Origin of the sequence: Serratia ureilytica, from assembly GCF_013375155.1 — a bacterium.
GTDB classification, from domain to species: Bacteria; Pseudomonadota; Gammaproteobacteria; order Enterobacterales; family Enterobacteriaceae; genus Serratia; species Serratia ureilytica.
Genome location: NZ_JABXOF010000008.1, coordinates 281,457 through 305,344, shown reverse-complemented (window position 1 = coordinate 305,344; position 23,888 = coordinate 281,457). Strand labels below are relative to the sequence as shown.

At 61.6% G+C, this 23,888-nt stretch carries 25 protein-coding genes; 20 read left to right on the top strand and 5 right to left on the bottom strand.

Annotated features, from left to right (window positions below; genetic code table 11):
• The first annotated feature begins 28 nt into the window (after positions 1–28).
• The 7 genes from HWW83_RS16710 to hpxK all read left to right on the top strand — a co-directional run bounded on the left by HWW83_RS16710 (position 29) and on the right by hpxK (position 6,466).
• The gene (locus HWW83_RS16710) at positions 29–868 is read left to right on the top strand and encodes a MurR/RpiR family transcriptional regulator (RefSeq protein WP_033651179.1); all 840 of its coding nucleotides are present in this window, start codon (positions 29–31) and stop codon (positions 866–868) included.
• A 216-nt stretch (positions 869–1,084) separates the two neighbouring features.
• Complete coding sequence (locus HWW83_RS16705; RefSeq protein ID WP_033641952.1) at positions 1,085–1,876, top strand: transporter substrate-binding domain-containing protein; 792 nt, start codon at positions 1,085–1,087, stop codon at positions 1,874–1,876.
• A 12-nt stretch (positions 1,877–1,888) separates the two neighbouring features.
• Positions 1,889–2,554 (top strand): amino acid ABC transporter permease, encoded by a 666-nt coding sequence (locus tag HWW83_RS16700; protein WP_033634112.1) that lies wholly within the window; start codon positions 1,889–1,891, stop codon positions 2,552–2,554.
• Entirely contained in the window at positions 2,554–3,210 is a 657-nt protein-coding gene (locus HWW83_RS16695; protein ID WP_033641953.1) for an amino acid ABC transporter permease, read from the top strand. The genes HWW83_RS16700 and HWW83_RS16695 overlap by 1 nt, the downstream gene beginning before the upstream one ends.
• Positions 3,191–3,934, top strand: coding sequence for an amino acid ABC transporter ATP-binding protein (locus tag HWW83_RS16690; protein ID WP_033641954.1), 744 nt, complete (start codon positions 3,191–3,193; stop codon positions 3,932–3,934). Before HWW83_RS16695 ends, HWW83_RS16690 begins: the two co-directional genes overlap by 20 nt.
• A gap of 46 nt (positions 3,935–3,980) precedes the next feature.
• A complete protein-coding gene (locus HWW83_RS16685) occupies positions 3,981–5,225 on the top strand; it encodes a pyridoxal-phosphate-dependent aminotransferase family protein (RefSeq protein WP_033641955.1) in 1,245 nt (414 codons plus the stop codon).
• Positions 5,222–6,466 carry an allantoate amidohydrolase gene (gene hpxK / locus HWW83_RS16680; RefSeq protein ID WP_089196612.1) on the top strand — a complete coding sequence of 415 codons (1,245 nt, stop codon included), beginning with the start codon at positions 5,222–5,224 and terminating at the stop codon, positions 6,464–6,466. The genes HWW83_RS16685 and hpxK overlap by 4 nt, the downstream gene beginning before the upstream one ends.
• On the opposite strand, the gene HWW83_RS16675 is transcribed toward hpxK, so the two are convergent.
• Positions 6,467–7,240, bottom strand: a complete 774-nt coding sequence (locus tag HWW83_RS16675) for an amidohydrolase (RefSeq protein WP_033641957.1) — start codon at positions 7,238–7,240, stop codon at positions 6,467–6,469.
• Positions 7,228–8,388: a pyridoxal phosphate-dependent aminotransferase gene (locus HWW83_RS16670; protein ID WP_033641958.1), complete on the bottom strand. Its 1,161-nt coding sequence runs from the start codon at positions 8,386–8,388 to the stop codon at positions 7,228–7,230. Before HWW83_RS16670 ends, HWW83_RS16675 begins: the two co-directional genes overlap by 13 nt.
• 164 nt (positions 8,389–8,552) lie before the next feature.
• Here HWW83_RS16670 and HWW83_RS16665 point away from each other — a divergent pair, with 164 nt between their 5' ends.
• The 3 genes from HWW83_RS16665 to HWW83_RS16655 are packed head-to-tail and all read left to right on the top strand — an operon-like array spanning position 8,553 to position 10,392.
• Entirely contained in the window at positions 8,553–9,167 is a 615-nt protein-coding gene (locus HWW83_RS16665) for a methylthioribulose 1-phosphate dehydratase (RefSeq protein ID WP_176589438.1), read from the top strand.
• A complete protein-coding gene (mtnC, locus tag HWW83_RS16660; protein WP_046688277.1) occupies positions 9,164–9,853 on the top strand; it encodes an acireductone synthase in 690 nt (229 codons plus the stop codon). Before HWW83_RS16665 ends, mtnC begins: the two co-directional genes overlap by 4 nt.
• Positions 9,850–10,392 carry a 1,2-dihydroxy-3-keto-5-methylthiopentene dioxygenase gene (locus tag HWW83_RS16655; protein ID WP_033641961.1) on the top strand — a complete coding sequence of 181 codons (543 nt, stop codon included), beginning with the start codon at positions 9,850–9,852 and terminating at the stop codon, positions 10,390–10,392. Before mtnC ends, HWW83_RS16655 begins: the two co-directional genes overlap by 4 nt.
• Before the next feature lie 17 nt (positions 10,393–10,409).
• Here the strand turns inward: HWW83_RS16655 and mtnA are convergent, their stop codons facing one another.
• A complete protein-coding gene (gene mtnA, locus HWW83_RS16650; protein WP_176589437.1) occupies positions 10,410–11,438 on the bottom strand; it encodes an S-methyl-5-thioribose-1-phosphate isomerase in 1,029 nt (342 codons plus the stop codon).
• 146 nt (positions 11,439–11,584) lie between these two features.
• Here mtnA and mtnK point away from each other — a divergent pair, with 146 nt between their 5' ends.
• The 10 genes from mtnK (at position 11,585) to HWW83_RS16600 (ending at position 20,792) form a co-directional block, all read left to right on the top strand.
• Positions 11,585–12,784 carry an S-methyl-5-thioribose kinase gene (mtnK, locus tag HWW83_RS16645; RefSeq protein WP_176589436.1) on the top strand — a complete coding sequence of 400 codons (1,200 nt, stop codon included), beginning with the start codon at positions 11,585–11,587 and terminating at the stop codon, positions 12,782–12,784.
• A gap of 512 nt (positions 12,785–13,296) precedes the next feature.
• Complete coding sequence (locus tag HWW83_RS16640) at positions 13,297–13,599, top strand: urease subunit gamma (RefSeq protein ID WP_025160087.1); 303 nt, start codon at positions 13,297–13,299, stop codon at positions 13,597–13,599.
• Positions 13,600–13,654: 55 nt separating this feature from the next.
• The gene (locus HWW83_RS16635; protein ID WP_033641965.1) at positions 13,655–14,101 is read left to right on the top strand and encodes an urease subunit beta; all 447 of its coding nucleotides are present in this window, start codon (positions 13,655–13,657) and stop codon (positions 14,099–14,101) included.
• Between the two features lie 3 nt (positions 14,102–14,104).
• Positions 14,105–15,820, top strand: a complete 1,716-nt coding sequence (locus HWW83_RS16630) for an urease subunit alpha (RefSeq protein ID WP_176589435.1) — start codon at positions 14,105–14,107, stop codon at positions 15,818–15,820.
• Between the two features lie 12 nt (positions 15,821–15,832).
• Positions 15,833–16,429 carry an urease accessory protein UreE gene (locus HWW83_RS16625; RefSeq protein ID WP_176589434.1) on the top strand — a complete coding sequence of 199 codons (597 nt, stop codon included), beginning with the start codon at positions 15,833–15,835 and terminating at the stop codon, positions 16,427–16,429.
• Positions 16,426–17,112 carry an urease accessory protein UreF gene (locus tag HWW83_RS16620; RefSeq protein WP_042783734.1) on the top strand — a complete coding sequence of 229 codons (687 nt, stop codon included), beginning with the start codon at positions 16,426–16,428 and terminating at the stop codon, positions 17,110–17,112. Before HWW83_RS16625 ends, HWW83_RS16620 begins: the two co-directional genes overlap by 4 nt.
• A 19-nt stretch (positions 17,113–17,131) precedes the next feature.
• Positions 17,132–17,767: an urease accessory protein UreG gene (ureG, locus tag HWW83_RS16615; RefSeq protein ID WP_033651013.1), complete on the top strand. Its 636-nt coding sequence runs from the start codon at positions 17,132–17,134 to the stop codon at positions 17,765–17,767.
• Positions 17,764–18,711, top strand: a complete 948-nt coding sequence (locus tag HWW83_RS16610) for an urease accessory protein UreD (RefSeq protein ID WP_033651014.1) — start codon at positions 17,764–17,766, stop codon at positions 18,709–18,711. Before ureG ends, HWW83_RS16610 begins: the two co-directional genes overlap by 4 nt.
• A gap of 19 nt (positions 18,712–18,730) precedes the next feature.
• Positions 18,731–19,708 carry an urea transporter gene (yut, locus tag HWW83_RS16605; protein ID WP_176589433.1) on the top strand — a complete coding sequence of 326 codons (978 nt, stop codon included), beginning with the start codon at positions 18,731–18,733 and terminating at the stop codon, positions 19,706–19,708.
• Positions 19,709–19,748: 40 nt separating this feature from the next.
• Positions 19,749–20,792 (top strand): HoxN/HupN/NixA family nickel/cobalt transporter, encoded by a 1,044-nt coding sequence (locus HWW83_RS16600; RefSeq protein WP_046688284.1) that lies wholly within the window; start codon positions 19,749–19,751, stop codon positions 20,790–20,792.
• A gap of 73 nt (positions 20,793–20,865) precedes the next feature.
• Here the strand turns inward: HWW83_RS16600 and HWW83_RS16595 are convergent, their stop codons facing one another.
• On the bottom strand, positions 20,866–21,018 hold the full coding sequence (locus HWW83_RS16595) for a Hok/Gef family protein (protein WP_004930217.1): 153 nt from the start codon (positions 21,016–21,018) through the stop codon (positions 20,866–20,868).
• A 289-nt stretch (positions 21,019–21,307) separates the two neighbouring features.
• A complete protein-coding gene (gene fadE / locus HWW83_RS16590; protein WP_176589432.1) occupies positions 21,308–23,764 on the bottom strand; it encodes an acyl-CoA dehydrogenase FadE in 2,457 nt (818 codons plus the stop codon).
• Between the last annotated feature and the right edge of the window lie 124 nt (positions 23,765–23,888).

Below are 23,888 nucleotides of genomic sequence, written 5' to 3'. Positions count from 1 at the left end.
TGAAACAAAAGTTACAGCGAGAGTGATGATGCAGCCCTTCGATGAACGCCTGCGCAACGAATATCCACAATTGGCGCCGCAGGAACAGCGCGTCGCCGACTTTATCCTCGATCATTTCGATGACCTGATCAGTTACAACAGCGCCGAGCTGGCGCGCTTGAGCGGGGTTTCTAAAGCCACGGTCAGCAGGCTGTTCAAGCGGTTGGGGTATCGCAGCTACAAGGACATGCGCGCTGAGCTGCGCACCCTGCGCCAGAGCGGCATGCCGGTGACCGACGAGAGGCATGCGGTGCAGGGTAATACGCTGCTGGCGCGGCATTACAAGCAGGAAATGGCTAACCTCTCGCACTGGGTGAGCCATCTCGATGTGGAGCAATTCGGTGCGGTGATCGCTGCGCTGGCGCGGGCGCGGCGGGTCGCGCTGCTGGGGTTTCGCAACAGCTATCCGATAGCCATGCATCTGCGTCAGCAGCTGATGCAGGTGCGGGAGCGGGTGCTGCTGATGCCGCAGCCCGGCCAGACGCTGGCGGAGGAGCTGGTCGAGCTCGCGCCGCAGGATATGGCGGTGGTGGTGGCGTTTCGGCGCCGGCCGCGTCAGCTCAAGGCGATACTGACACAGCTGCAAACTCGCCGGGTGCCGACGCTGTTGATCTGCGAACCGCAGGCGCAGTCGCTGATCCCGCTGGCGGACTGGCATTTGGCCGCTTCGCTGGACAGCGTCTCCGCCTTCGACAGCTATTCAGCCGCCATGAGCTTATGTAACCTGCTCAGTAACGCCCTGCTGCATGAGATGTTGGAGCAGGGGCGATCGCGTATTCATCATATTGCCGGTCTGTATCAGGATTTGGACGAACTGGAACCGCGCTAACCGGCGCTTTTTTGGTGCTGATGCACATTTTCGGTGCATCTCTGGCCTGCCTGCTTTCCCTTTCTCCGTCGCCGGCCCGCTGAGGTCGGCAGGTTTTTTCTCGTTAATTAGCGCCAGTTAAGGCATGGGTTCGAAATATTTTCGATTGGCACATTAGTTGCAGAGTCTGTGGTGTAAGAATCTTTTGTTTCATCTTTTCACCATCGGGGATACGCTATGAACATCAAAAAAACGCTGTGGACGGTTTTCACTGGGATCGCCTTGCTGGCGCAGGCCGCGCCGACCATGGCGGATCAATTGCAAGAGATCCGGCAGCGCGGCGTCCTGCGCGTGGCGGTGCCGCAGGATTTCCCGCCATTCGGCTCGGTGGGCACCGATCTGCAGCCCCAGGGTTATGACATCGATATGGCGCGTTATCTGGCCGATAAGATGAAACTTAAGTTGCAGTTGGTGCCGGTCACCAGCGCCAACCGGGTGCCTTATCTGCAGACCAATAAAGTGGATCTGGTGATCTCCAGCCTGGGCAAAAATCCGGAGCGTGAAAAGACCATCGCCTTCAGCCGCGCCTATGCGCCGTTCTTCCTGGGGGTCTTTGGTCCTAAAGACGGCGCGTTGGCGGACATGGCGCAGCTCGATGGCAAGACCGTCGGCGTCACGCGCGGTGCGGTGGAGGATATGGTGCTGAGCGACGGCGCGCCTAAAGGGGCGCAGATCAAGCGTTATGAGGATAACAACACGACGCTGTCGGCCTATCTCTCCGGGCAGGTGCAGTACATCGCCACCGGTAACATGGTGGTGAGCGCCCTGGCGCGCCAGAATCCGGGCAAGGCGCCGGCCGCCAAGTTCATGTTGAAAGATTCGCCGTGCTTCGTGGGGTTGCGCCAGGGAGAACCGGCCTTGAAAGCGGCGGTGGATGCGCTGATTGGACAGGCGCTGGCGGACAAGACGCTGAATGGCCTATCGGAGAAATGGTTGAAGGCGCCGCTGCCCGATGGTTTTGGCGCATAACGGGAGCGGCGGATGACCTATCAGCTGAATTTCTCCGCGCTCTGGCCCTACATGCCTGAGCTGTTAGCGGGGTTACTGACGACGATGGCGCTGACGGCGCTGGCGACGTTGATGGGGGTTGCGCTGGGCATTTGCGGCGCGGCGATCCGCAGCGGCCGGGCCGGCGCGCTGAGCCGCCTTTGGGGCGTTTACGTCGAAGTGGTGCGCAACACGCCGTTCGTCGTGCAGTTGTTCTTCATCGTGTTCGGCCTGCCGAGCCTGGGCTGGAAACTGACGGCCGGGCAGGCGGCGCTGCTGGCGATGGTGATCAACCTTGGCGCCTACAGCACCGAAATTATTCGCGCCGGCATTCAGGTCACGCCGAAGGGGCAGTGGGAAGCGGGACGCGTGTTGGGCCTCAGCCGCAGCCAGACCTTTTTACGCATCGTACTGCCGCCGTCGCTGCAGCGTATTTATCCGGCGTTGGTGAGCCAGTGCATCATCGTGATGCTGGGATCTTCGGTGGTGTCGCAGGTCTCGTTCGAAGAGCTGACCTTCGCCGCCAACCTGATCCAGTCGCGCACCTTCCTCAGCTTTGAAGTCTATCTGGTGACGGCGCTGCTTTATCTGTTGTTGTCGCTGTTGATGCGTCAACTGTTGCTGGCCGCCGGGCGGCGTTTTTTAGGGAGCCGGAACTGATGCTGACGTTTACCGATTGGGACATCGTGCGCAATCTGCTGTTGGCGGCTCGCTGGACGCTGCTGCTGTCGTTGACGGCGTTCTTCGGCGGCACGCTGGTGGCGCTGCCGCTGGTGTTGATGCGCCTGAGCAAGCGCCGCTGGGCAATGCGTTTTGTCCGCGTTTACGCTGAACTGTTTCAGGGCACGCCGCTGCTGATGCAGCTGTTTTTGGCGTTTTTCGGTCTGGCGCTGTTCGGCGTCGACGTCAGCCCATGGACCGCGGCCGCGCTGGCGCTGACGCTATTCACCAGTGCTTTTCTGGTGGATATCTGGTCCGGCAGCATCGCCGCCTTGCCGAAAGGTCAGTGGGAGGCAGCCCGTTGTCTCGGGCTGAGTTTCACGCAGACGCTGATGCGCGTCATCACGCCGCAGGCGGTGCGTATCGCCATTGCGCCGACCGTCGGTTTCTCGGTTCAGGTGATCAAGGGCACCGCCTTGGCGTCGATCATTGGCTTCGTCGAGCTGACCAAGGCCGGCACCATGCTGAACAATGTGACTTATCAGCCCTTCAAGGTGTTTGGTCTGGTCGCATTGGGCTATTTCCTGATGTGCTATCCCTTGTCGCGTTACAGCCATTATCTGGAGAAGAAATGCCATGCCGATCATCACCATTAATCAGGTTCAAAAATATTACGGTCAGAATCATGTGTTGAAGGGCGTGGATCTGGATATCGACATGGGGCAGGTGGTCTCGATCATCGGCCGCAGCGGGTCTGGTAAAAGCACGCTATTGCGCTGCATCAACGGGCTGGAGGGGTATCAGGAAGGGAGCATCAAACTGGGCGGCATGACCATCACCGATCGCGATTCGCAGGCGCGTGAAATCAGCCGCTCGATTGGCATGGTGTTTCAGAACTTCAACCTGTTCCCGCATATGACGGCGCTGGAAAACGTGATGCTGGCGCCGCGCCGGGTGCTGAAAAAAAGTGCTGCCGAGTGCCGCGAGTTGGCCGAACAGATGCTGAACAAGGTGGGGTTGGGTGAGCGCATGCATTACGCGCCGGCCAACCTTTCCGGCGGGCAACAGCAGCGGGTGGCGATCGCCCGGGCGCTGGCGATGAAACCGAAGGTGTTGCTGTGCGATGAGATCACCTCGGCGCTGGATCCCGAGCTGGTGGGTGAAGTCCTGAAGGTGCTGGAACAGTTGGCGCGAGAGGGCATGACGCTGATTCTGGTCACTCATGAAATGAGCTTCGCCCGCGAGGTGGGCGACCGGGTGGTATTTATGCACCAGGGCAAGGTGTGGGAGCAGGGAAATAGCCGCACGCTGTTCGCCAATCCGCAAACGCAGGAATTGAAACAGTTTATCGCTTCTGTGCGCGGGTTGTCAGAAGCCTGATTTCGGCAAATAAAATGACAAGTTATTAAGCTGGTAAGGAAATAACATGCTAACTACTCCGCAGTTCGAACAGATTAACCCGCCGGCGCGCCTGCTGATGGGGCCGGGGCCGATCAACGCCGATCCGCGCGTGCTGCGCGCCATGTCGAGCCAACTGATCGGCCAGTACGATCCGGCAATGACCGGTTACATGAATCAGGTCATGGCGCTGTATCGCGCGCTGTTCCGCACCGAAAACCGCTGGACGATGCTGGTGGACGGCACCTCGCGCGCCGGCATCGAGGCGCTGCTGGTTTCTGCCATTCGTCCGGGCGATAAGGTGCTGGTGCCGGTATTCGGCCGCTTCGGACATCTGCTGTGCGAAATTGCCCGCCGTTGTCGCGCCGAGGTACACACGATAGACGCGCCGTGGGGCGAGGTGTTCAGCGCCGATCGCATCGAAGACGCGATTAAGCGGGTGCGCCCGCGCCTGCTGCTGACGGTGCAGGGCGATACGTCCACCACCATGCTGCAGCCGCTGCATGAGCTGGGCGATATCTGCCGCCGCCACGGCGTGCTGTTCTATACCGATGCGACGGCGTCCTTTGGCGGGAACCCGCTGGAGACCGACGCCTGGGGGCTGGATGCGGTCTCCGCCGGGCTGCAGAAGTGCCTGGGCGGCCCTTCCGGCAGTTCGCCGGTCACCCTCAGCCCGCAGTTTGAAGAGATCGTGCGCCGTCGCAAATGCGTGGAGGAGGGGATCCGCACCGCCGAACATGCCGACGGCGACGACGAGATGATCTACTCCAACTATTTCGACCTCGGCATGATCATGGATTATTGGGGGCCGGAACGCCTGAATCACCATACCGAAGCCACCAGCATGTTGTTCGCGGCACGAGAATGCGCGCGGGTGATCCTCGAGGAAGGGCTGGATCAGGCCATTGCCCGCCACCGGCTGCACGGCGCGGCGATGCTGGCGGGCATCCAAGGCATGGGGCTGGCGGTGTTCGGCGATCTCGAGCACCGCATGAATAACGTGCTCGGCGTGATGATCCCGCCGCAGGTGCACGGCGAGCAGGTGCGGCAGATGATGCTGAACGATTTCGCTATCGAAATCGGCACCTCGTTCGGCCCGCTGCAGGGCAAGATCTGGCGCATCGGCACCATGGGCTACAACGCGCGCAAAGATTGCGTGCTGCAAACGCTGGCGGCGCTGGAGGCGGTGTTGAACCGGTTGGGCTTCGCCACGCAACAGGGGGAGGCCCTCCAGGCGGCCTGGAACCTGTACGATGCAGGACGGCCAGAATGACGCCGCAGGAGGCGCAGCAGGCCGCCGCGCGGGTGATGGCGCGCTGTGACGAGCTGGCGGCGATCAGCGCGGAGCCCGGTAAACTGACGCGTCTTTATCTGTCTGCGGAACATCGGCGCGCCAACGTTCTGGTGGGCGAATGGATGCGCGAGAGCGGCATGCGGGTGTGGCAAGACAGCGTCGGCAATATCTGTGGCCGTTATGAAGGGCTAACGCCCGGCGCCCCCGCGCTGCTGCTCGGTTCGCATCTGGACACGGTGCGCAACGCCGGGCGCTATGACGGCATGCTCGGCGTGCTCACGGCGCTGGAAACGGTGGCGCAATACCACCGCCAGGGGCGCCGTTTGCCGCTGGCGCTGGAGGTGATCGGCTTTGCCGACGAAGAAGGCGCTCGCTTCGGCGTGACGTTGCTGGGCAGCCGCGGCTTGACCGGCCAATGGCCTCAGGAATGGCTGGCGCAGACTGATGCGGACGGGGTGAGCATCGCGCAGGCCATGCGCGACTTTGGGCTGGAGCCGACGGCGATCGCGCAGGCGCGCCGCGCGCCGCAGGAAATCCGCGCTTATCTGGAATTGCATATCGAACAGGGCCCATGTCTGGAGGCGGCCGACCTGGCGCTGGGGGTGGTGACGGCGATCAACGGCGCGCGTCGGCTTAACTGCGTCTTTAGCGGGGAGGCGGGCCATGCCGGTACGGTGCCGATGGGGCAGCGCAAAGACGCGCTGGCGGCCGCGGCGGAATGGATAACGGCGGTTGAAACGTTGACCCTCGCCGCCGATCCGCATCTGGTGGCCACCGTCGGCTGCATCGAGAGCCTGCCGGGCGCGGCCAACGTGATCCCGGGCGAAGTGCGATTGACGCTCGACGTGCGCGGCCCGCAGGATGCGCCGCTGGCGGCGCTGTTGGCGACGTTGCTGGCGCAGGCGCAGACGATCTGCGCACGCCGCGGAGCGCGCTTCGCCAGCGAGGAGTTTTACCGCATTGACGCCACCGCCTGCGATAGCGATCTGCAGCGCCGCTGGCAGGCGGCCGTCGAGCAGGTACAGGGGCAGAGTCTGGCGCTGCCGAGCGGCGCTGGTCATGACGCCATCGCCGTGGCGGCGCAATGGCCGGTCGGCATGCTGTTCGTGCGTTGCGCCGGCGGCGTCAGCCATCATCCGGCTGAAGCGGTGCGGCAGGCTGACGTAGCGCTGGCGATCCAGGCCTATTGCCTGACGATCGCCGGCTGGGATCGCGTTTAATCAGTCAAGACGCAGAAAGCTGTCGGCATCGCGCCAGGCCGGGAAGGCGCTGCGGTAACTCTGCAGGGTTTCCAGCGACAGCTCGGCGTCCAGCCGCGCGGCTGCGCCGGGCTCGGCATCCGCCAGGATCTCGCCCTGCGGGCTGATGATCAGGCTGTCTCCGCTGTAGTTCAGGCCGTTCGGATCATCGCCCACCCGGTTGCAGCCCGCCACATACACCTGATTTTCAATCGCCCGCGCCGCCAGCAGCGTTTGCCAATGGCGGCTGCGCGGCGCCGGCCAGTTGGCGACGTACAGCGCCAGATCGTAATCCTGCTGATAGCGCGCCCAGACCGGGAAACGCAGGTCGTAGCAGATCTGCGGCAGAATGCGCCAGCCGCGCCACTCGACGATTTCGCGCCGGTTGCCGGCCTGATAGTGCAGGTGTTCGCCGGCCATGCGGAACAGATGGCGTTTATCATAGGCATGCACCTGGCCGCCCGGCTCCACCAGCAGGAAGCGATTGACCGCGCCTTCGGCGGTTTTCAGCGCCACGCTGCCGCCGATCAACGCGTGGCTTTTCACCGCCCAGCCGTGCAGCCAGTCGATCACCTGCTGTTCGGGCAGGGCGCTCTCGCCGGCATCCATGGCAAAACCGGTGGTGAACATTTCCGGCAAGACGATGAGATCGCGCCCGACGATCGGCGCCAGCAACGCGTCGAAGGCGGCCAGGTTAGCGAGGCCGTCGCGCCAGACCAGAGGTTGCTGCAACAGGGTAATTTTTAAAGTCGACATAACCGCTCCGCAGCTGCATCCAGCGTGGCGTCCTGTTTAGCGAAGCACAGCCGGATCAATTTATGGGGGAAAGGATCGGCACAGAAGACCGACAGCGGAATGGCCGCCACGCCCACGTGCTCGGTTAACCAATGGCAGAACGCCACATCGTCCAGATCGGAGATGGCGCTGTAGTCCGCCAGCAAGAAGTATGTACCGGCGCAGGGTAAAATTTCCAGTCGGCTGCTCGCCAGCGCTTGCACGAAGCGGTCGCGCTTGGCGCGGTAGAATGCCGGCAACTGTCGCCAGTGCTCCGGCTCGGCGCGCAGGCTATCCGCCAGCGCCAGCTGCGCCGGGGTGTTGACCGAGAAGGTCAGGTATTGATGCACCTTGCGCACCTCGGCGCTCAGCGCGGCGGGCGCCACGCAGTAACCCACTTTCCAGCCGGTCATGTGGAAGGTTTTACCGAAGGAGGACACCGCGATCGCCCGTTGGCGCAATTGTGGGTGGGCCAACACGCTGGCGTGCCCGCCTTTGGCGAAGCAGATGTGTTCGTAGACTTCGTCGCTGAGCACGTAGATCTCGCGCTCGGCGATGGCGTGCCACAGCTGCTGCATGTCTTCCGCCTGCCAGGCGGTGGCGGACGGGTTGTGCGGCGTATTGACGATCACCAGACGGGTGCGCGGCGACAGCGCGGCGGCGAACCGTTGCCAATCCACGGCAAATGCGGGCGGCTGCAGGGCGAGGCGTTTGAGTACGCCGCCGGCCAGCGTCACCGCCGGCGCGTAGCTGTCGTAGCTCGGATCGAAACAGACCACCTCATCGCCGGGGCGCACCAGCGCGGTGATGGCGGCGAACAGCGCTTCGGTGGCACCGGCGGTGACGGTCACTTCGCTGCCGGCATCCGGCTGCCAGCCATACAGCTCGGCGGTTTTGTCGGCGATGGCTTCGCGCAGCGCCGCCACGCCGGTCATTGGCGCATATTGGTTGGCGCCCTGGGCGACGTGCCAGGCCAGGCGTGCTTTCAGGTAGTCCGGCCCGTCAAAATCAGGGAAGCCCTGCGACAGGTTGATCGCCTGATGCTGCTGCGCCAGCGCGCTCATCTGGGTGAAGATGGTGGTGCCCAGGGCAGGCAGTTTACTGTCGGGAATCAATGCGGAAGTGCTCATAGCAGGTGAATACTCCAGGCGCTTATATTGCCGTCAATATAACACGATGCTAGTATTTGGCAATCAAGACGCTTAGATGGCTAAATGCGAAAAAGTGCTTAGCCTGTCGCGCAGCCGGCTAAGCCTCACCTGCTGACCGCTATACCGAACGGGAAACGATAACAATGACGGAGAATCCGCAACTTACCGCATTACTGGCGGCCTGCCACTGGATTGGCGACAAAGGCTGGTGTCCGGCGACCGGCGGCAACATGTCGCTGCGCCTCGACGAACGCCAGTGCCTGGTCACCGAGTCCGGCAAAGACAAAGGGAGTCTGAGCGCCGCCGATTTTCTGCGGGTGGATATCGCTGACAATCACGTGCCGAGCGGCCGTACGCCGTCGGCGGAAACCGGGCTGCATACGCTGCTCTATCGCTTGTACCCGCACTTTGGCGCGGTGTTGCATACCCATTCCGTCAACGCCACCGTGTTGTCGCGGGTGGAACGCGGCGATGCGTTGGTGCTGCAGGGGTACGAAATGCAAAAGTCGCTCGCCGGTCAGCGCAGCCACCTGGACAGCGTGGCGATCCCCATTTTCGATAACGATCAGGACATTCCCCGGCTGGCGTCGCGCGTCGCGGCCTATGCCGAGGTCACGCCGCTGCAGTACGGTTTTCTGGTGCGCGGCCACGGTCTCTATTGCTGGGGAGGTCAGGTGGCGGAAGCCCGCCGCCATCTCGAAGGGCTGGAATTCCTGTTCCAGTGTGAACTGCAACGTCGCTTGCTGGAGGCGAAATGATCCGCGCTATCGTGACCGATATTGAAGGCACCACCAGCGATATTCGCTTCGTGCATCAGGTGCTGTTTCCCTATGCCCGCGAGCGGCTGGCGGATTTTGTACGCCGTCACGCCACGGAGAGCGAAGTCGCCGCGCCGTTGGCGGCGCTGCGCGCTGAAATTGACCAGCCGCAGGCGGATCTCGATGCGCTGATCGCCGCGCTGTATCGCTTTATGGATGAAGATCGCAAATCCACCGCGCTCAAGGCGCTGCAGGGCATCATCTGGCGCAGCGGCTATCGCGAGGGCGACTTCCGCGGACATCTTTATCCGGAGGTCGCCGGGCAGTTGGCTGCCTGGCAGCGCCAGGGGCTGAAGCTTTACGTTTATTCCTCCGGTTCGGTGGAGGCGCAGAAGCTGCTGTTCGGCCACAGCGACGCCGGCGATCTGCAGCCGCTGTTCAGCGGCTATTTCGACACCCGCGTCGGCGCCAAGCGTGAAACCGCGTCGTACCGCAACATCGCGCAGGCTATCGGCATCGCGCCCGACGAACTGCTGTTCCTGTCCGATATTCACCAGGAGCTGGACGCCGCGCAGGCCGCCGGCTGGCATACCTGCCAGCTGATCCGCGATGAGGCGGACGCACAGAGCCGGCATCCGCAGGTCAGCCGTTTTGATCACATCGATTTAGGGGAGTTTGTCTCATGAGTGGATTGACCATTTTCAGTGATACAGCACCGCAGCAGCCGCTGTGGCAGAGCCGCGACGCGCAGGAAATCCAGCGCCAGCTGGCGCAGATCGGCGTGCGCTTTGAGCGTTGGCAGGCGGATCGCGAGTTGGGCGACAACCCGCAGCCGGAGGCGGTGATCGCCGCCTACCAGCATGAGATCGACCGGCTGGTGGCGGAAAAGGGCTACCAGAGTTGGGACGTGATCAGCATGCGGCCGGACCACGAGCAGCGTCAGGCGCTGCGCGAAAAATTCCTGTCCGAACACACGCACGGCGAGGATGAAGTGCGCTTTTTCGTTGAAGGGGCGGGGCTGTTTTGCCTGCATCTGGACGGCAAGATCTTCCAGATCCTGTGCGAAAAGAACGATCTGATCTCAGTGCCGGCCAACACCCGTCACTGGTTCGATATGGGCTCGGCGCCGCACTTTACCGCGATCCGGGTATTTGACAACCCGGAAGGCTGGGTGGCGCATTTCACCGGCGACACGATCGCCGATGCCTATCCGCGTCTGGACTGATCGTCAACCGGCGGGCGTTAACCCAGCGCCCGCTGGAAAATCCCCGCTTCAACCTGCTGCGGCGTGATCACGCCGCTGTCGAACACCCACCCGCTGATAAGCTTGGCCGGCGTGACGTCGAACGCCGGATTGCAGACCGGCGCATCGGCCGGCGCCCACTGGCAGGCGCCGAAACTGCCTGAAACGCCGGTGACTTCGGCCGCCGCGCGTTGCTCGATCGGGATGGCGGCGCCGTCCGGACAGTGCGGATCGTGGGTGGTATGCGGGGCAGCCACATAGAATGGAATGCTATGGTAGTGCGCCAGCACCGCCAGGCTGTAGGTGCCAATCTTGTTGGCGACGTCGCCGTTGGCGGCGATGCGATCCGCGCCGACCCACACCGCATCGACCTGGCCCTGCGCCATCAGGCTGGCGGCCATCGAATCGCAGATCAGACGATAGGGAATGCCCAGCTCGCCCAGTTCCCAGGCGGTCAGACGGCCGCCCTGCAGCAGCGGCCGGGTTTCATCAACCCATACCTGTTGCACTTTGCCCTGCTGGTGGGCGTGCAGCAGCACGCCGATGGCGGTGCCGACGCCGGCGGTGGCCAACCCGCCGGTATTGCAGTGGGTCAGCAGGCGGCTGCCGGGCTTGACCAGCCCAGCGCCGTGATCGGCGATGCGATCGCACAGCCGGCGATCTTCCTCCACCAGCCGCAGCGCTTCGTTCACCATCGCCGGCGCCCAGTCCGGCTCCGCCAGCGCCAGCTTCATGCAATCCAGATTGTTCATCAGGTTAACCGCCGTCGGGCGGGCGGCGCGTAGCGTGTGCAGCGCCTGTTCCAGCTCGGCGCGTGGCACACCGCGTTCCGCCAGCAGCGCCAACAGCAGGCTGGCGGACAGCCCGATCAGCGGCGCGCCGCGCACCCGCAGGCTGTGAATGTGCCCGACCAACTCCTCCACGCTGTCGCAGGCGCGCCACCGCTTTTCCTGCGGCAGGGCTTGCTGATCGAGGATCCAAAGGCGGTTGTCCCGCAGGGTCAAACTGGTGGTGTTAAGCGCTTGCATCGGCGGTTAATTCCTTGTTGCGAGGTTATTGCATCTGAAACGCTATTCTGCCAACATGACTTCCAGATGTATAGACGTCCAAATGCTTTTACGTCTAAATAAACAGAATCGCTGGGGGCAGCGAGAGAGAACAGAGGGGTTGGGGAATGTCGCTTTATCGTACGTTTACGGCTGCCGATGCCGTTGAATATGCCCGCCAATACGGGCAGGTGGCCGATCCGCAAGCGCTGGTGAGCGCCGACGAGATCGGCGACGGCAACCTGAACCTGGTGTTCAAGATCCGCGATCGCGAAGGCGTGAGCCGGGTGATCGTCAAACAGGCGTTGCCGTACGTGCGCTGCGTGGGCGAATCCTGGCCGCTGACGCTGGATCGGGCGCGCATCGAAGCGGAAACGCTGTTGATCCACGGCGGTTTCTGCCCGCGACATACGGTAAAAGTCCTGCACCACGATCCCGAGTTGGCGGTGATGGTGCAAGAAGATCTCTCCGACCATCGCATCTGGCGCAGCGAACTGGTGCAGGGGAACTATCATCCGCTGGCGGCCGGTCAGCTGGCGGAATACCTGGCGCAAACGCTGTTCCACACCTCCGATTTTTATCAGTCGGCGCAGCAGAAAAAAGCGGAAGTCAGCCGCTTCACCAACCCCGAACTGTGCCAGATCACCGAAGATCTGTTCTTTACCGATCCCTATATCGACCATGAGCGCAATCAGTTCGAGGCGGCGCTGTTGCCGCAGGTGCAGGCGTTGCGTGAGGATGTGCCGCTGAAGCTGGCGGTGGCCGGCCTGAAACACCGCTTTCTCAGCAAGGCGGAGGCGTTGTTGCACGGGGATATCCACAGCGGTTCAATTTTCGTGGCGGAAGGACGATTGAAAGCGATCGACGCTGAATTCGGTTTCTACGGCCCGATCGGTTTTGATGTCGGCACTGCGTTAGGCAATCTGCTGCTCAACTATTGCGGCCAGCCTGGGCTGTACGGGCCGCGCGACGCCGCCGCCGGGCGCGAGCAGCGTCTGCAGGATGTGCGCGAGCTGTGGCTGATCTTTGCCGATCGTTTCCTGGCGCTGTGCCATCAGCAAAGCCGCGATGCGGCGCTGGCGACGCCGGGTTACGCCGAGCAGTTCCTGCAGCAGGTCTGGACTGATGCGGTAGGGTACTGCGGCACAGAGCTGATTCGGCGCACTATCGGCCTGGCGCACGTCGCCGATCTGGACAGCATCGCCGACGCCGACATGCGCCTCGACTGTCAGCGTCATGCGCTGGGTTTGGGGCGCACGCTGATCGTCAATGCGCCGCAGATCGAGCATATCGACGCGCTGTTGGCGCGCATTCGTCAGCAAGGCTGAAGAGCCCGACAGTAATGAGGCAAACCCGGCTGCGGCCGGGTTTTTTTTTAATAACTTATTGGCATCAGTAACAGAATAGATAAATTGTTTTTAACTAAAAAGGTATTTTCACTCGCGTCTTATTTGTAAATTTAATTATATTTTATGACCGTTGGTTACATGTCTTTAATATTAACGCCATCCATAAGGACAGTGCTTATTTATCTGGCTTTCATGACGGTGATTAAAATAAAAAAAACGCCATTCGTTCTTTTTTTGATCGTTTTATTGTGGGGGTGGGAAGATGAAAAAAGACTTTTTATCGATAAAAACTATCACGTCGCCGTTACTTTTTTAAGAAATGGGATAACTCATGCTTGGGTTTGAATAAAGCAGCGGGTTGATTATCTCAATATTACCCCCTAGATTATTCGAGTGTCGGGCAATCGTAAATAAATAACGCAAGGTTATTAACTATAAGTAACCTTTGGCCTCACTTTGTCTGATTATTTCTATCGAGATCGGAGTGCTCCATGCAATTAACGCCAAGAGAAATCGAAAAGCTGATGGTCTATACCCTGGCTGACGTCGCATTAAAACGAAAATCCAGAGGGATAAAGCTTAATTATCCCGAGGCGGTGGCCATTATTACCACCGCGGCGCTGGAGGGCGCCCGCGAGGGAAAAACGCTGGAAGAAGTCATGAACGACACGCGGCAGGTTTTGAGCCGCGATGACGTCATGGACGGCGTGGCGGACTTGATCCCGCATGTGCAGGTCGAGGCGATATTCAGCGACGGCAGCCGCCTGGTGACGGTGCACGATCCTATTCAATAAGCGCCGATGGCCTTCCTGAATCCCATGGACGAATCTTATCAGCACAGGTATTTCGATGAAAAAGCATGACAAAGAAAAGCACGTGCCGCCAGGCGGCTATATCCTGTCCGAAAGTCCCATCACCTTCAATGAAGATCGCGAGACGGTTATTTTAACGGTGCGCAATACCGGCGACAGGCCTATTCAGGTCGGCTCACACTTTCATTTCTTCGAAGCCAACAAAGCGCTGCAGTTCGATCGCGCTGCCGCCTTTGGCAAACGGTTAAATATCACCGCCACGACGGCGATCCGTTTTGAGCCCGGCGATGAAATCGAGGTGGCGCTTATTGCCATCGGCGGCAAGCAAACGGTTTATGGTTTTAATAATCTGGTGGACGGTTGGGCGGGCGACAGCCCGGTAGCCGCCGGTGAAAGAGTAAAGAAAACTATAGATGTAAAGCGAGCTATTGAGCTGGGTTATAAAAACCGCGATCAGGCGCCCATCAAGACGGACGAGGAATAAAGCATGCCAACGATCTCCAGGCAGGAATATGCCGGGCTGTTCGGCCCGACCACCGGCGATAAAATTCGCTTGGGCGATACGCAACTGTTTATTGAAATAGAAAAAGATCTGCGCGGTTACGGTGAGGAATCGGTCTACGGCGGCGGTAAGTCGCTGCGCGACGGCATGGGCGCCGATAACCGATTAACCAGCGACAATGTGTTGGATCTGGTCATTACCAATGTGACCATTCTGGACGCCCGGCAAGGGGTGATCAAGGCGGACGTCGGCATTAAAAACGGCCTGATCGCCGGCATTGGCAAAAGCGGCAACCCGGCGATGATGAACGGCGTCACGCCCGGCATGGTGGTGGGGGTCAGCACCGACGCCATCTCGGGCGAACACCTGATCCTGACCGCCGCCGGCATCGATACGCACATTCATTTCATTTCGCCGCATCAGGCCGCACATGCGCTCTCCAACGGCGTGACGACCTTCTTCGGCGGCGGCGTCGGGCCGACCGACGGTTCCAACGGCACCACGGTGACCGCCGGGCCTTGGCATATCCACCGCATGCTGCGCGCCTTCGAGAACATGCCGGTCAACGTGGGAATGCTCGGCAAGGGGCACGCTTCGCACGCTGCGCCGCTGGTCGAACAAATCGCCGCCGGCGTGGCCGGGCTGAAGGTGCATGAGGACTGGGGCGCCACCAACTCCGCGCTGCGCCACGCGCTGCGGGTGGCCGACGACATGGATATTCAGGTGGCGGTGCATACCGACAGTCTGAACGAGGGCGGCTACGTCGAGGACACCATCGACGCCTTCGAAGGGCGCACTATCCACACCTTCCACACCGAAGGCGCCGGCGGCGGGCACTCGCCGGATATCATCAAGGTCGCCGCGCAGATGAACGTCTTGCCGAGCTCCACCAACCCCACGCTGCCGTTCGGCATCAACAGTCAGGCCGAACTGTTCGACATGATCATGGTGTGCCACAACCTCAACCCCAATGTGCCGGCCGACGTGGCGTTTTCCGAAAGCCGGGTGCGGCCGGAAACCATCGCCGCGGAAAACGTGCTGCACGACATGGGCGTGCTGTCGATGTTTTCCAGCGACTCCCAGGCGATGGGGCGGGTTGGCGAAAACTGGCTGCGGGTGATGCAGACGGCACACGCGATGAAAGCCGCGCGCGGCAAGCTGCCGGAAGATGCGGCGGAACACGATAACTTCCGCGTGCTGCGCTACGTGGCGAAGATCACCATCAACCCGGCGATCGCGCAGGGCATCAGCCACGTGCTGGGTTCGGTCGAGGTCGGCAAGATGGCCGATCTGGTGCTGTGGGAGCCGCGCTTCTTCGGTGCCAAGCCGAAGCTGGTGATCAAGGGCGGGATGATTAACTGGGCGGTGATGGGCGATCCCAACGCGTCGTTGCCGACGCCGCAGCCCACGTTCTACCGACCGATGTTCGGCGCCATGGGCAAATCGCTGCAGGAAACCTGCGTCACCTTCGTCTCCGGCGCGGCATTGCACGACGGCATCAAAGAGAAACTGGGGCTGGAGCGGCAGGTGATGGCAGTGCATAACTGCCGCGCGATCTCCAAGCAGGACATGGTGCGCAATGCGGAAACGCCGCACATCGAGGTGGATCCCGAAACCTTCGCCGTCAAGGTCAACGGCGAACACGCCACGGTGAAACCGATCGCCACCGCCGTGCTTAATCAACGCTACTTCTTCAGCTAGGAACCGCCGCTCATGATCGTGATTGAAAAGATACTCGGCAATATCAAACGGGATGCCGACTGGCGTGAGCGCTTGCAACACGCCTCGCTGGACGTGCTGGCGCTTTCGCAGTGGGAGGCGCAGAAAAGCCGGTGCCGCAAAACCACCCGCGATGGTCAGGATCTCGGCATTTCCCTCGATCGTCACCAGGTGCTGGCCGACGGCGATGTGCTGCTTTGGGACGAAGCGAACCACAGCGCGGTGGTGGTGCAGATGAACCTGCGCGATGTGATGGTAATCCATCTTGAGTCGCTGCTGGCGACCGATATGGCTACGGTGCTGAAGACCGCGTTCGAATTGGGGCATGCGCTGGGCAATCAGCACTGGAAGTCAGTCATCAAGGGCGATCGCATCTTTATTCCGCTGACGGTGGCGACCAAGGTGATGGATTCGGTGATGAAAACCCACGGCTTTCATGCGCTGCCTTATTCGTTCGTGAAGGGTGAAAGCATTTTGCCGCATCTGACCCAGCCCGAAGCGCGCCTGCTGTTCGGCGGCGCGGAGGATTCCGCCACCCATGTGCATGTTGACAGCCCATTCCTCGGTCAGCATGTGATCAAATTGAAATGAACGCTGTTCAGCTGATTCGCATCCTGCAGTTTGCCGACTCGGTGCTGCCGGTGGGGGCGTTTGCCTTTTCCAATGGCGTCGAGTCGGCGATCCAGGCCGGCATCGTGCGCGATGTCGACACGCTGAAATCGTTCACCCGCACCGCTTTGCAACAGGCGGCGGGCGGCGACGGCCGGGCGGTCGCGGCGGCCTGCCGGGCGCTGCAGGGGGGCGATCGCGAGGCGGTTATCGGGCACGACTGGGCGCTGTTCAACCGCAAGCTGAATGAAGAAGGCCGCAGCATGGTGGTGAGGATGGGAAAGAAGCTGGCGGAAATGACGGCGGCCATCTGTGATGAGCCCCAGGTGGTCTGGTGGCTTGAGCAGATCAAAACCGGCCGCGCCGCCGGCACCTATCCGGTGACGCAGGCGGTAGTGATGACGGCGCTGGGCGCGGGGCCGCGCGAGGTGGCGGTGATGCATCAGTACGGCGTGGCGATGACCATTCTCAGCGCCGCCATGCGCCTGATGCGCGTCACCCATATCGACACCCAACGCATCCTGTTTCAACTCAACCGGGACATCGACGTTTTTTGTGACGAAGCCGAACGCGGCGGCGTTGAACAAATGGCCTCTTACGCGCCGGTGACCGACGTCCTGGCCGCGCTGCACGTCGGCGCATTTACCCGACTGTTCAGCAACTAATGATAAAGGAACGAGCAGAGTGAAGAAAATTACCCGCATTGGCATCGGCGGCCCGGTAGGCTCGGGCAAGACCGCGATTATCGAAGTCATTACGCCGCGCCTGATCGAACGGGGCATCAGCCCGTTAATCATCACCAACGACATCGTCACTACCGAAGACGCCAAACAGGTCAAGCGCACGCTCAAGGGGATCCTCGACGAGGAGAAAATTCTGGGCGTGGAAACCGGCGCCTGCCCGCATACCGCGGTGCGCGAGGATCCGAGCATGAATATCGCCGCGGTGGAGGAGATGGAGGCCCGTTTCCCGGACAGCGACGTGGTGATGATCGAGAGCGGCGGCGATAACCTGACGTTGACCTTCAGCCCGGCGCTGGCGGACTTTTACATCTACGTTATCGACGTCGCCGAAGGGGAAAAGATCCCGCGCAAAAATGGCCCGGGCCTGGTTCAGGCCGACATCCTGGTGATCAACAAAATCGATTTGGCGCCGTACGTCGGCGCCAGCCTGGCGGTGATGGAACACGATACGCGCGTGGTGCGCGGCGAGCGGCCTTATATCCTCACCAACTGCAAAACTGGCGAAGGCATCGACGAACTGGTGGACATGATCATGCGTGATTTCCTGTTCACCCACGCGCCGTCGGCGGCGTTATGACGGCCGTCAGCGAAGCGGCGAGGCGCGTGGCGCAACTCGGCGCCGACGCGCCGGAGTTGGCCGCCTACCAGGACGAACCGCCGCAGATGGCCAGCGGCGGCGTGGGCAAAACCGGCTATCTGCGGCTGGGGTTCGCGCTGAACGGGCATCGTAGCGTGCTGCGGCAAATGGAGCGGCGCGTGCCATTTCTGGTGCAGCGGGCGCTGTATTGGGACGAGGCGCTGCCGCAGATGCCGTGCGTATTCGTCATCTCCACCTCGGGCTGCATCTTGCAGGGCGATCGCCTGACGCTCGAGGTGCAGGTCGCCCCCCGGGCCTGCGGGCATGTCACCACTCAATCGGCGACCAAGATCCACGCCATGGAAAATAACTACGCGGCGCAGATGCAGACGCTGACGCTCGAAGAGGGCAGCTATCTGGAGATGATGCCCGATCCGGTGATCCCTCACTGCGGCTCGCGCTTCATTACCGATACCCGCATTACGCTGCACCCCACGGCGACGCTGCTCTATGGCGAGATCCTGATGTCGGGACGCAAACACCATCAGGCGGATCGCGGTTTCAGATTCGACGTTTACTCTTCGCGCATCAGCGCCTGTCGCCCCGAGGGCAACACGCTGTTTGTCGAGCGCTATGTGCTGGAACCGCATAAACATCCGCTGAATGGGGTCGGCGTGATGGGGCCGTTCGATGTGTTCGGCAATGTGATCCTGCTGACGCCGCCCGAGCATCATCAGCGGATCCTCGATCGCATCGCGCCCCGCTATGACGAGGCTGAGGGGATCGCCAGCGGCGTCAGCCGGTTGCCCAATGAGTGCGGGCTGATCTTTAAGGCTTTGGGCAAAGAGGCGCGCCAGGTGAAGGCGGCGATTCGCGCTTTCTGGCGCGTCGCCCGGGAGGAAATCCTGGGCGTGACGCTGCCCGAGCCTTTTATCTGGCGCTAGTCTGCAGCGGGAAGCGGTCATGACGACAAAGTGGAGTTGGGCGGCGTTGTGCGCCCGCAGCCGAATAGCGGCGGTGACGGATGCGGTGCTGCGCGGCTGTTCGCAGGTGATGTTTCAAAATAACCCTTTGACCGGATTATTGTTTTTCATCGCCATTTTCGTGGGCGCCTGGGAAGAGGGGCTGCCGCAGGTGGCCTTCGGCTGCCTGCTGGGTACGGCGGCGGCGACGCTCAGCGCGGCGTGGTTGGTGGACGATCGCGCAGCGTTGCGCACCGGTCTCTATGGCTACAACGGCTGCCTGGTCGGCGCCGCGCTGCCGACTTTTTTGCTGCCCTCTGTCTGGCTGTGGATCGGCGTGATCTTCAGCAGCGCGATCTCGGTGATCGTCACCGTCGGCCTCAATCGGCTGCTGCGTACCTGGAAGATCGCGGCGCTGACCGCGCCTTTCGTGCTGACCACCTGGACGGTGCTGCTGGCCAGCTACCCGTTCAGCCATCTGCGGCATGTGCGGTTGCCGCCGGCGGCCATCCCGGCCGACGGCGCGGTGTTCAACCCGCATCCCGACCTGGCGGAGGTGTTGAGCGGTGCGTTGCACGGCGTCTCCCAGGTCTTTTTGTGCAGCAGCGTGAGCGGCGGCGTGCTGCTGTTGCTCGGGCTGGCGGTTTCGTCGCCGCACGCGATGGCGCTGGGTTTTTTCGGCGCCTTGCTGGCGGTGATCACCGCGCTGGCGATCGGCGCCGATCCGCAGGCGGTCTTCGCCGGGCTATATGCTTTCAGCGCGGTGCTGACGGCGGTGGCGCTGGGTTCCGTCTTCAACCCGCCCGGCCGGCGGGTGCTGATCTATACGCTGCTCGGCGTGATTTTCACGGTGCTGGCGCAGGGGGCTTTCAATACCTTGCTGGCTCCGCTGGGGATGCCGTCGTTGACCATGCCGTTCGTGATCGCGTCCTGGGTGTTTTTGAGCGCCAATCCGGCGGTGATCGCGGCGCGGCGCTAATCCATTGATTTCAACATAACGAGAATACGGGAGTGTGGGTATGGCGGTAATTTCCGAAGGATTGCATGGCGCGGCCCGGCGTCGGGCGGTATCCTTGCTGCTGGGGCTGGTGGCGGTCAACGTCGTTGTCTGGCTGCTGGCGCTGGCGGTGTTCAAAGACAATGCGGCGCTGATGGGTACCGCCTTGCTGGCCTACAGTTTTGGTCTGCGTCATGCGGTGGATGCCGATCACATCGCCGCGATCGACAACGTGACCCGCAAGCTGATGCAACAGGGCAAAACGCCGGTGGCGGTCGGCACCTTCTTCTCGCTCGGCCACTCGACCATCGTGGTGCTGGCCTCGGCCGCCATTGCCGCCACGGCGATGATGTTCAGCCGACAGATGGGCTGGTTTCACGAAACCGGCGGTTTGATCGGCACGCTGGTGTCCGCGCTGTTTCTGCTGACGGTGGCCTTTATCAACCTGCTGGTGCTGATCTCCGTGTGGCGCGCTTTCCGGCAGGTGAAGGCGGGCGAGCTGCCTGCGCATCAATCGCTGGATCTGTTGATGAGCGGCGGCGGTGCGCTGGCGCGCTGCTTCCGCCCGCTGTTCAGGCTGGTGAATCAGAGCTGGCACATGTACCTGGTGGGCTTCTTGTTTGGCCTGGGCTTCGACACCGCCACCGAGGTCGGGTTGCTGGGGATTTCGGCTGCCGGTGCCGGCCACGGCATGAACCTGTGGAGCATCATGCTGTTCCCGGCGCTGTTCGCCGCCGGCATGGCGCTGATCGACTCCATCGACAACTTCGTGATGATTGGCGCTTACGGCTGGGCGTTCTCCAAACCGATCCGCAAACTGTACTACAACATGACCATCACGGCGGCGTCGGTGATCATCGCGGTGTTTATCGGCGGCATCGAAGCGCTCGGACTTATCGCCGACAAGCTGGCGCTGTCCGGCCCGCTGTGGGACGCCGTGGCGCGGCTCAACGATCATCTGGGGGAGATGGGCTATTGGGTGATCGCCGTGTTCATTTTCTGCTGGCTGGTGTCGGTGGTGAATTACCGCCTGCGCGGTTATGACAAGCTGACGGTCAGCGGCTGAAAAGGCGGGTGCTCGTGGATCCTGCCTGACACCATCAGCCAACGGGCGGGGCGAACCCCGCCGTTGGGTTGCCTTACCGTTCGGATTCGTAAGCCAAAGTGGCCGCAACCTCCGAGTCTCCCAACCTGATGCGCAGTTCGCACAGCGAACCGCGGGTTAGCCAGATGAACGCGATCAGCGTCATACAGACGATCACCAGCTTAAGCACGACCCGTTTTTGCTGCATTTTTGACCTCCCTATCCTTGCCTTGCGGCGGGTAAGAGGCTAACCTGATGTTGCTTGGCATCAGAGTGGCCTCGGGTTGATAATATCGACTCGGGGCCTTTCTCTTTCTCTCCTTTGCCAAGGCTCCGGACAGAAAGATCCAGAGCACCCGCTGCGCAGTCTACCCGAACTTCCTTCCCGTGAAATCCGCCGTTGCGCCAACCTGCGGCGCGGTGCGCAGTTCGTGATGCAAGAAAAGAAAAAGGGGCGATGATGATCGCCCCTTGGATGCGTGGAGTAGGAATTGGCGTTAAGCCGCTTCGGTCTGCTGTTGGCGCTTAGACTGCGCCGCCGGCTTTTCCGGCTTGGCGGCCGCCAGCGCATCCGGCGCAAAGTCGTCCACGTTGATGGAGCGCAGGCGGCTCTCTTCGGCTTTCACCAGGATCTTCGCTTCGTCGGCGCTGATCTTGCCTTCTTCCAGCGCGCGCTCCGCCAAACGATCCAGACGGGTGAACGGCAGGTTTTTGCCGGCCGCCTTGCACAGACGTTCGTGAATCGGCTCGGCGGCCATCACGTCGGCCAGCGCCGCTTCCAGCAGGCCTATTGGGTTATGCTCGCTCGGCGTCAGGTACTGGCCGCGTCCCAGACGGCTGCGGGTGGCGGAAGGCACCTGCAGGATCTTGGCCAGCTGATGATCCAGGCGATCGGACGGAGCGGTATGCACGCGGCCGAACGGGAAGACCACGAAGCGCAGCGTGCCGGCGATAAAGCGGTTCGGGAAGTTGCGCAGCAGATCATCCAGCGCCTGTTCGGCTTTATGCAGGCTGTCTTGCACGCCCCAATGTACCAGCGGCAGATCTTCTTTCTGACGGCCTTCGTCGTCAAAGCGTTTCAGCACGGCGGAAGCCAGGTACATCTGGCTGAGGATATCCCCCAGGCGAGCGGAGATGCGCTCGCGGCGCTTCAGGCTGCCGCCCAGCACGCCCATGGAAACGTCCGACAGCAACGCCAGGTTGGCGCTCAGGCGGTTCAACTGCTGATAGTAACGACGGGTCGCGTCCTTGGTCGGCGTGGCGCTGGTGCGGCCGTTGGTCAGGCCCAGCCAGAAGCTGCGTACCTTGTTGCTGCCGACGTGGCCCAGGTGGCCGAACAGCGATTTATCGAAGGCGTTCAGATCGTTGTTCTGCGCCGCCGCCATTTCATCCAGCACATAAGGATGGCAGCGGATCGCGCCCTGACCGAAGATCATCATGGTGCGGGTCAGGATGTTCGCGCCTTCCACCGTGATGGCGATCGGTGCGCCCTGATAAGCGCGAGCCAGGAAGTTGGATTCGCCCAGCATAATGCCTTTACCGCCGGCGATGTCCATGGCGTCAACGATCGACTGCTGGCCGCGGTGCGTACAGTGGTATTTGACGATGGCCGACAGCACGGCCGGTTTCTCGCCCTGCACCAGCGCGTAGGTGATCAGCGAAGCGGCGGCGTCCATCACATAGGTGTTGCCGGCGATGCGCGCCAACGGCTCTTCGATCCCTTCCATTTTACCGATGGAGATCTTGAACTGACGGCGAATGTGCGCGTAGGCGCCGGTCGCCAGGGCGATGGATTTCAGGCTGCCGGTGGAGTTGGACGGCAGGGTGATGCCGCGACCGACCGACAGGCATTCAACCAGCATGCGCCAGCCCTGGCCGGCCATTTTCGGGCCGCCGATGATGTAATCGATCGGCACGAACACGTCGGTGCCGCGGGTCGGGCCGTTCTGGAACGGCACGTTCAGCGGGAAGTGGCGGTTGCCGATTTCCACGCCCGGCGTGCTGGTCGGGATCAGCGCACAGGTGATGCCCGGGGATTCGTTGTCGCTCAGCAGGCGGTTCGGGTCATGCAGTTTGAATGCTAAACCCAGTACGGTGGCGACCGGCGCCAGCGTGATGTAGCGCTTGTTCCAGGTCAGGCGCATGCCCAGCACCTGCTTGCCTTGCCATTCGCCCATGCACACGGTGCCCACGTCTGGAATGGCACCGGCATCGGAACCCGCTTCCGGGCTGGTCAGCGCGAAGCAAGGGATCTCGTCGCCGCGCGCCAGGCCCGGCAGATAGTGGTTTTTCTGTTCTTCGGTACCGTAATGCTGCAGCAGTTCGCCTGGGCCGAGGGAGTTCGGCACGCCGACGGTGATCGCCAGGATGCCGGAAACGCCGGCCAGTTTTTGCAGCACCATCGCCTGAGCGTATGGGGAGAATTCCAGACCGCCGTACTCTTTCTTGATGATCATCGCGAAGAAACGGTGTTCTTTCAGGTACGCCCAGAGTTCAGGCGGCAGATCGGCCAGTTCGTGAGTGATCTGGAAGTCGTTGGCCATGCGGCAGGCTTCTTCCACCGGGCCGTCGATAAACGCCTGCTCTTCTTCCGTCAGGCGCGGTTTCGGGTAGCTGTGCAGCTTGTTCCAGTCCGGCGCGCCGCGGAACAGATCGCCTTCCCACCAGGTGGTGCCCGCGTCGATCGCTTCCTTCTCGGTGGTGGACATCGGCGGCATCACCTTGCGGAAGGCGCGCAGCGCCGGCGCGGAGAGCAGAGAGCGACGCACAGAGGAAAGGTTCAGCGGCAGCAGCACGATCGCCAGCGGCAGCAACAGCCAGAAGCTCCACAGGCCGATCGCGCCCATGGCGGCGGTGTACGCCACCAGGATCAGGCTGCTGAGGGTAAGGTTCACTCGGTGGTAGAACACCACGCCGAGGAGAGCCAGTAAAACGACAATACTAAGAACCATCATAAGAAGCTCCGAAGTAGTAAGAGGTCTGACCTGTTGTGTGTATGTAATAGGTTTTAGTACAAGCCAGAATTTTTATCAATGCGTTTACAGTTTAATTACAACTCAGGTCACAAACTGACAGCAC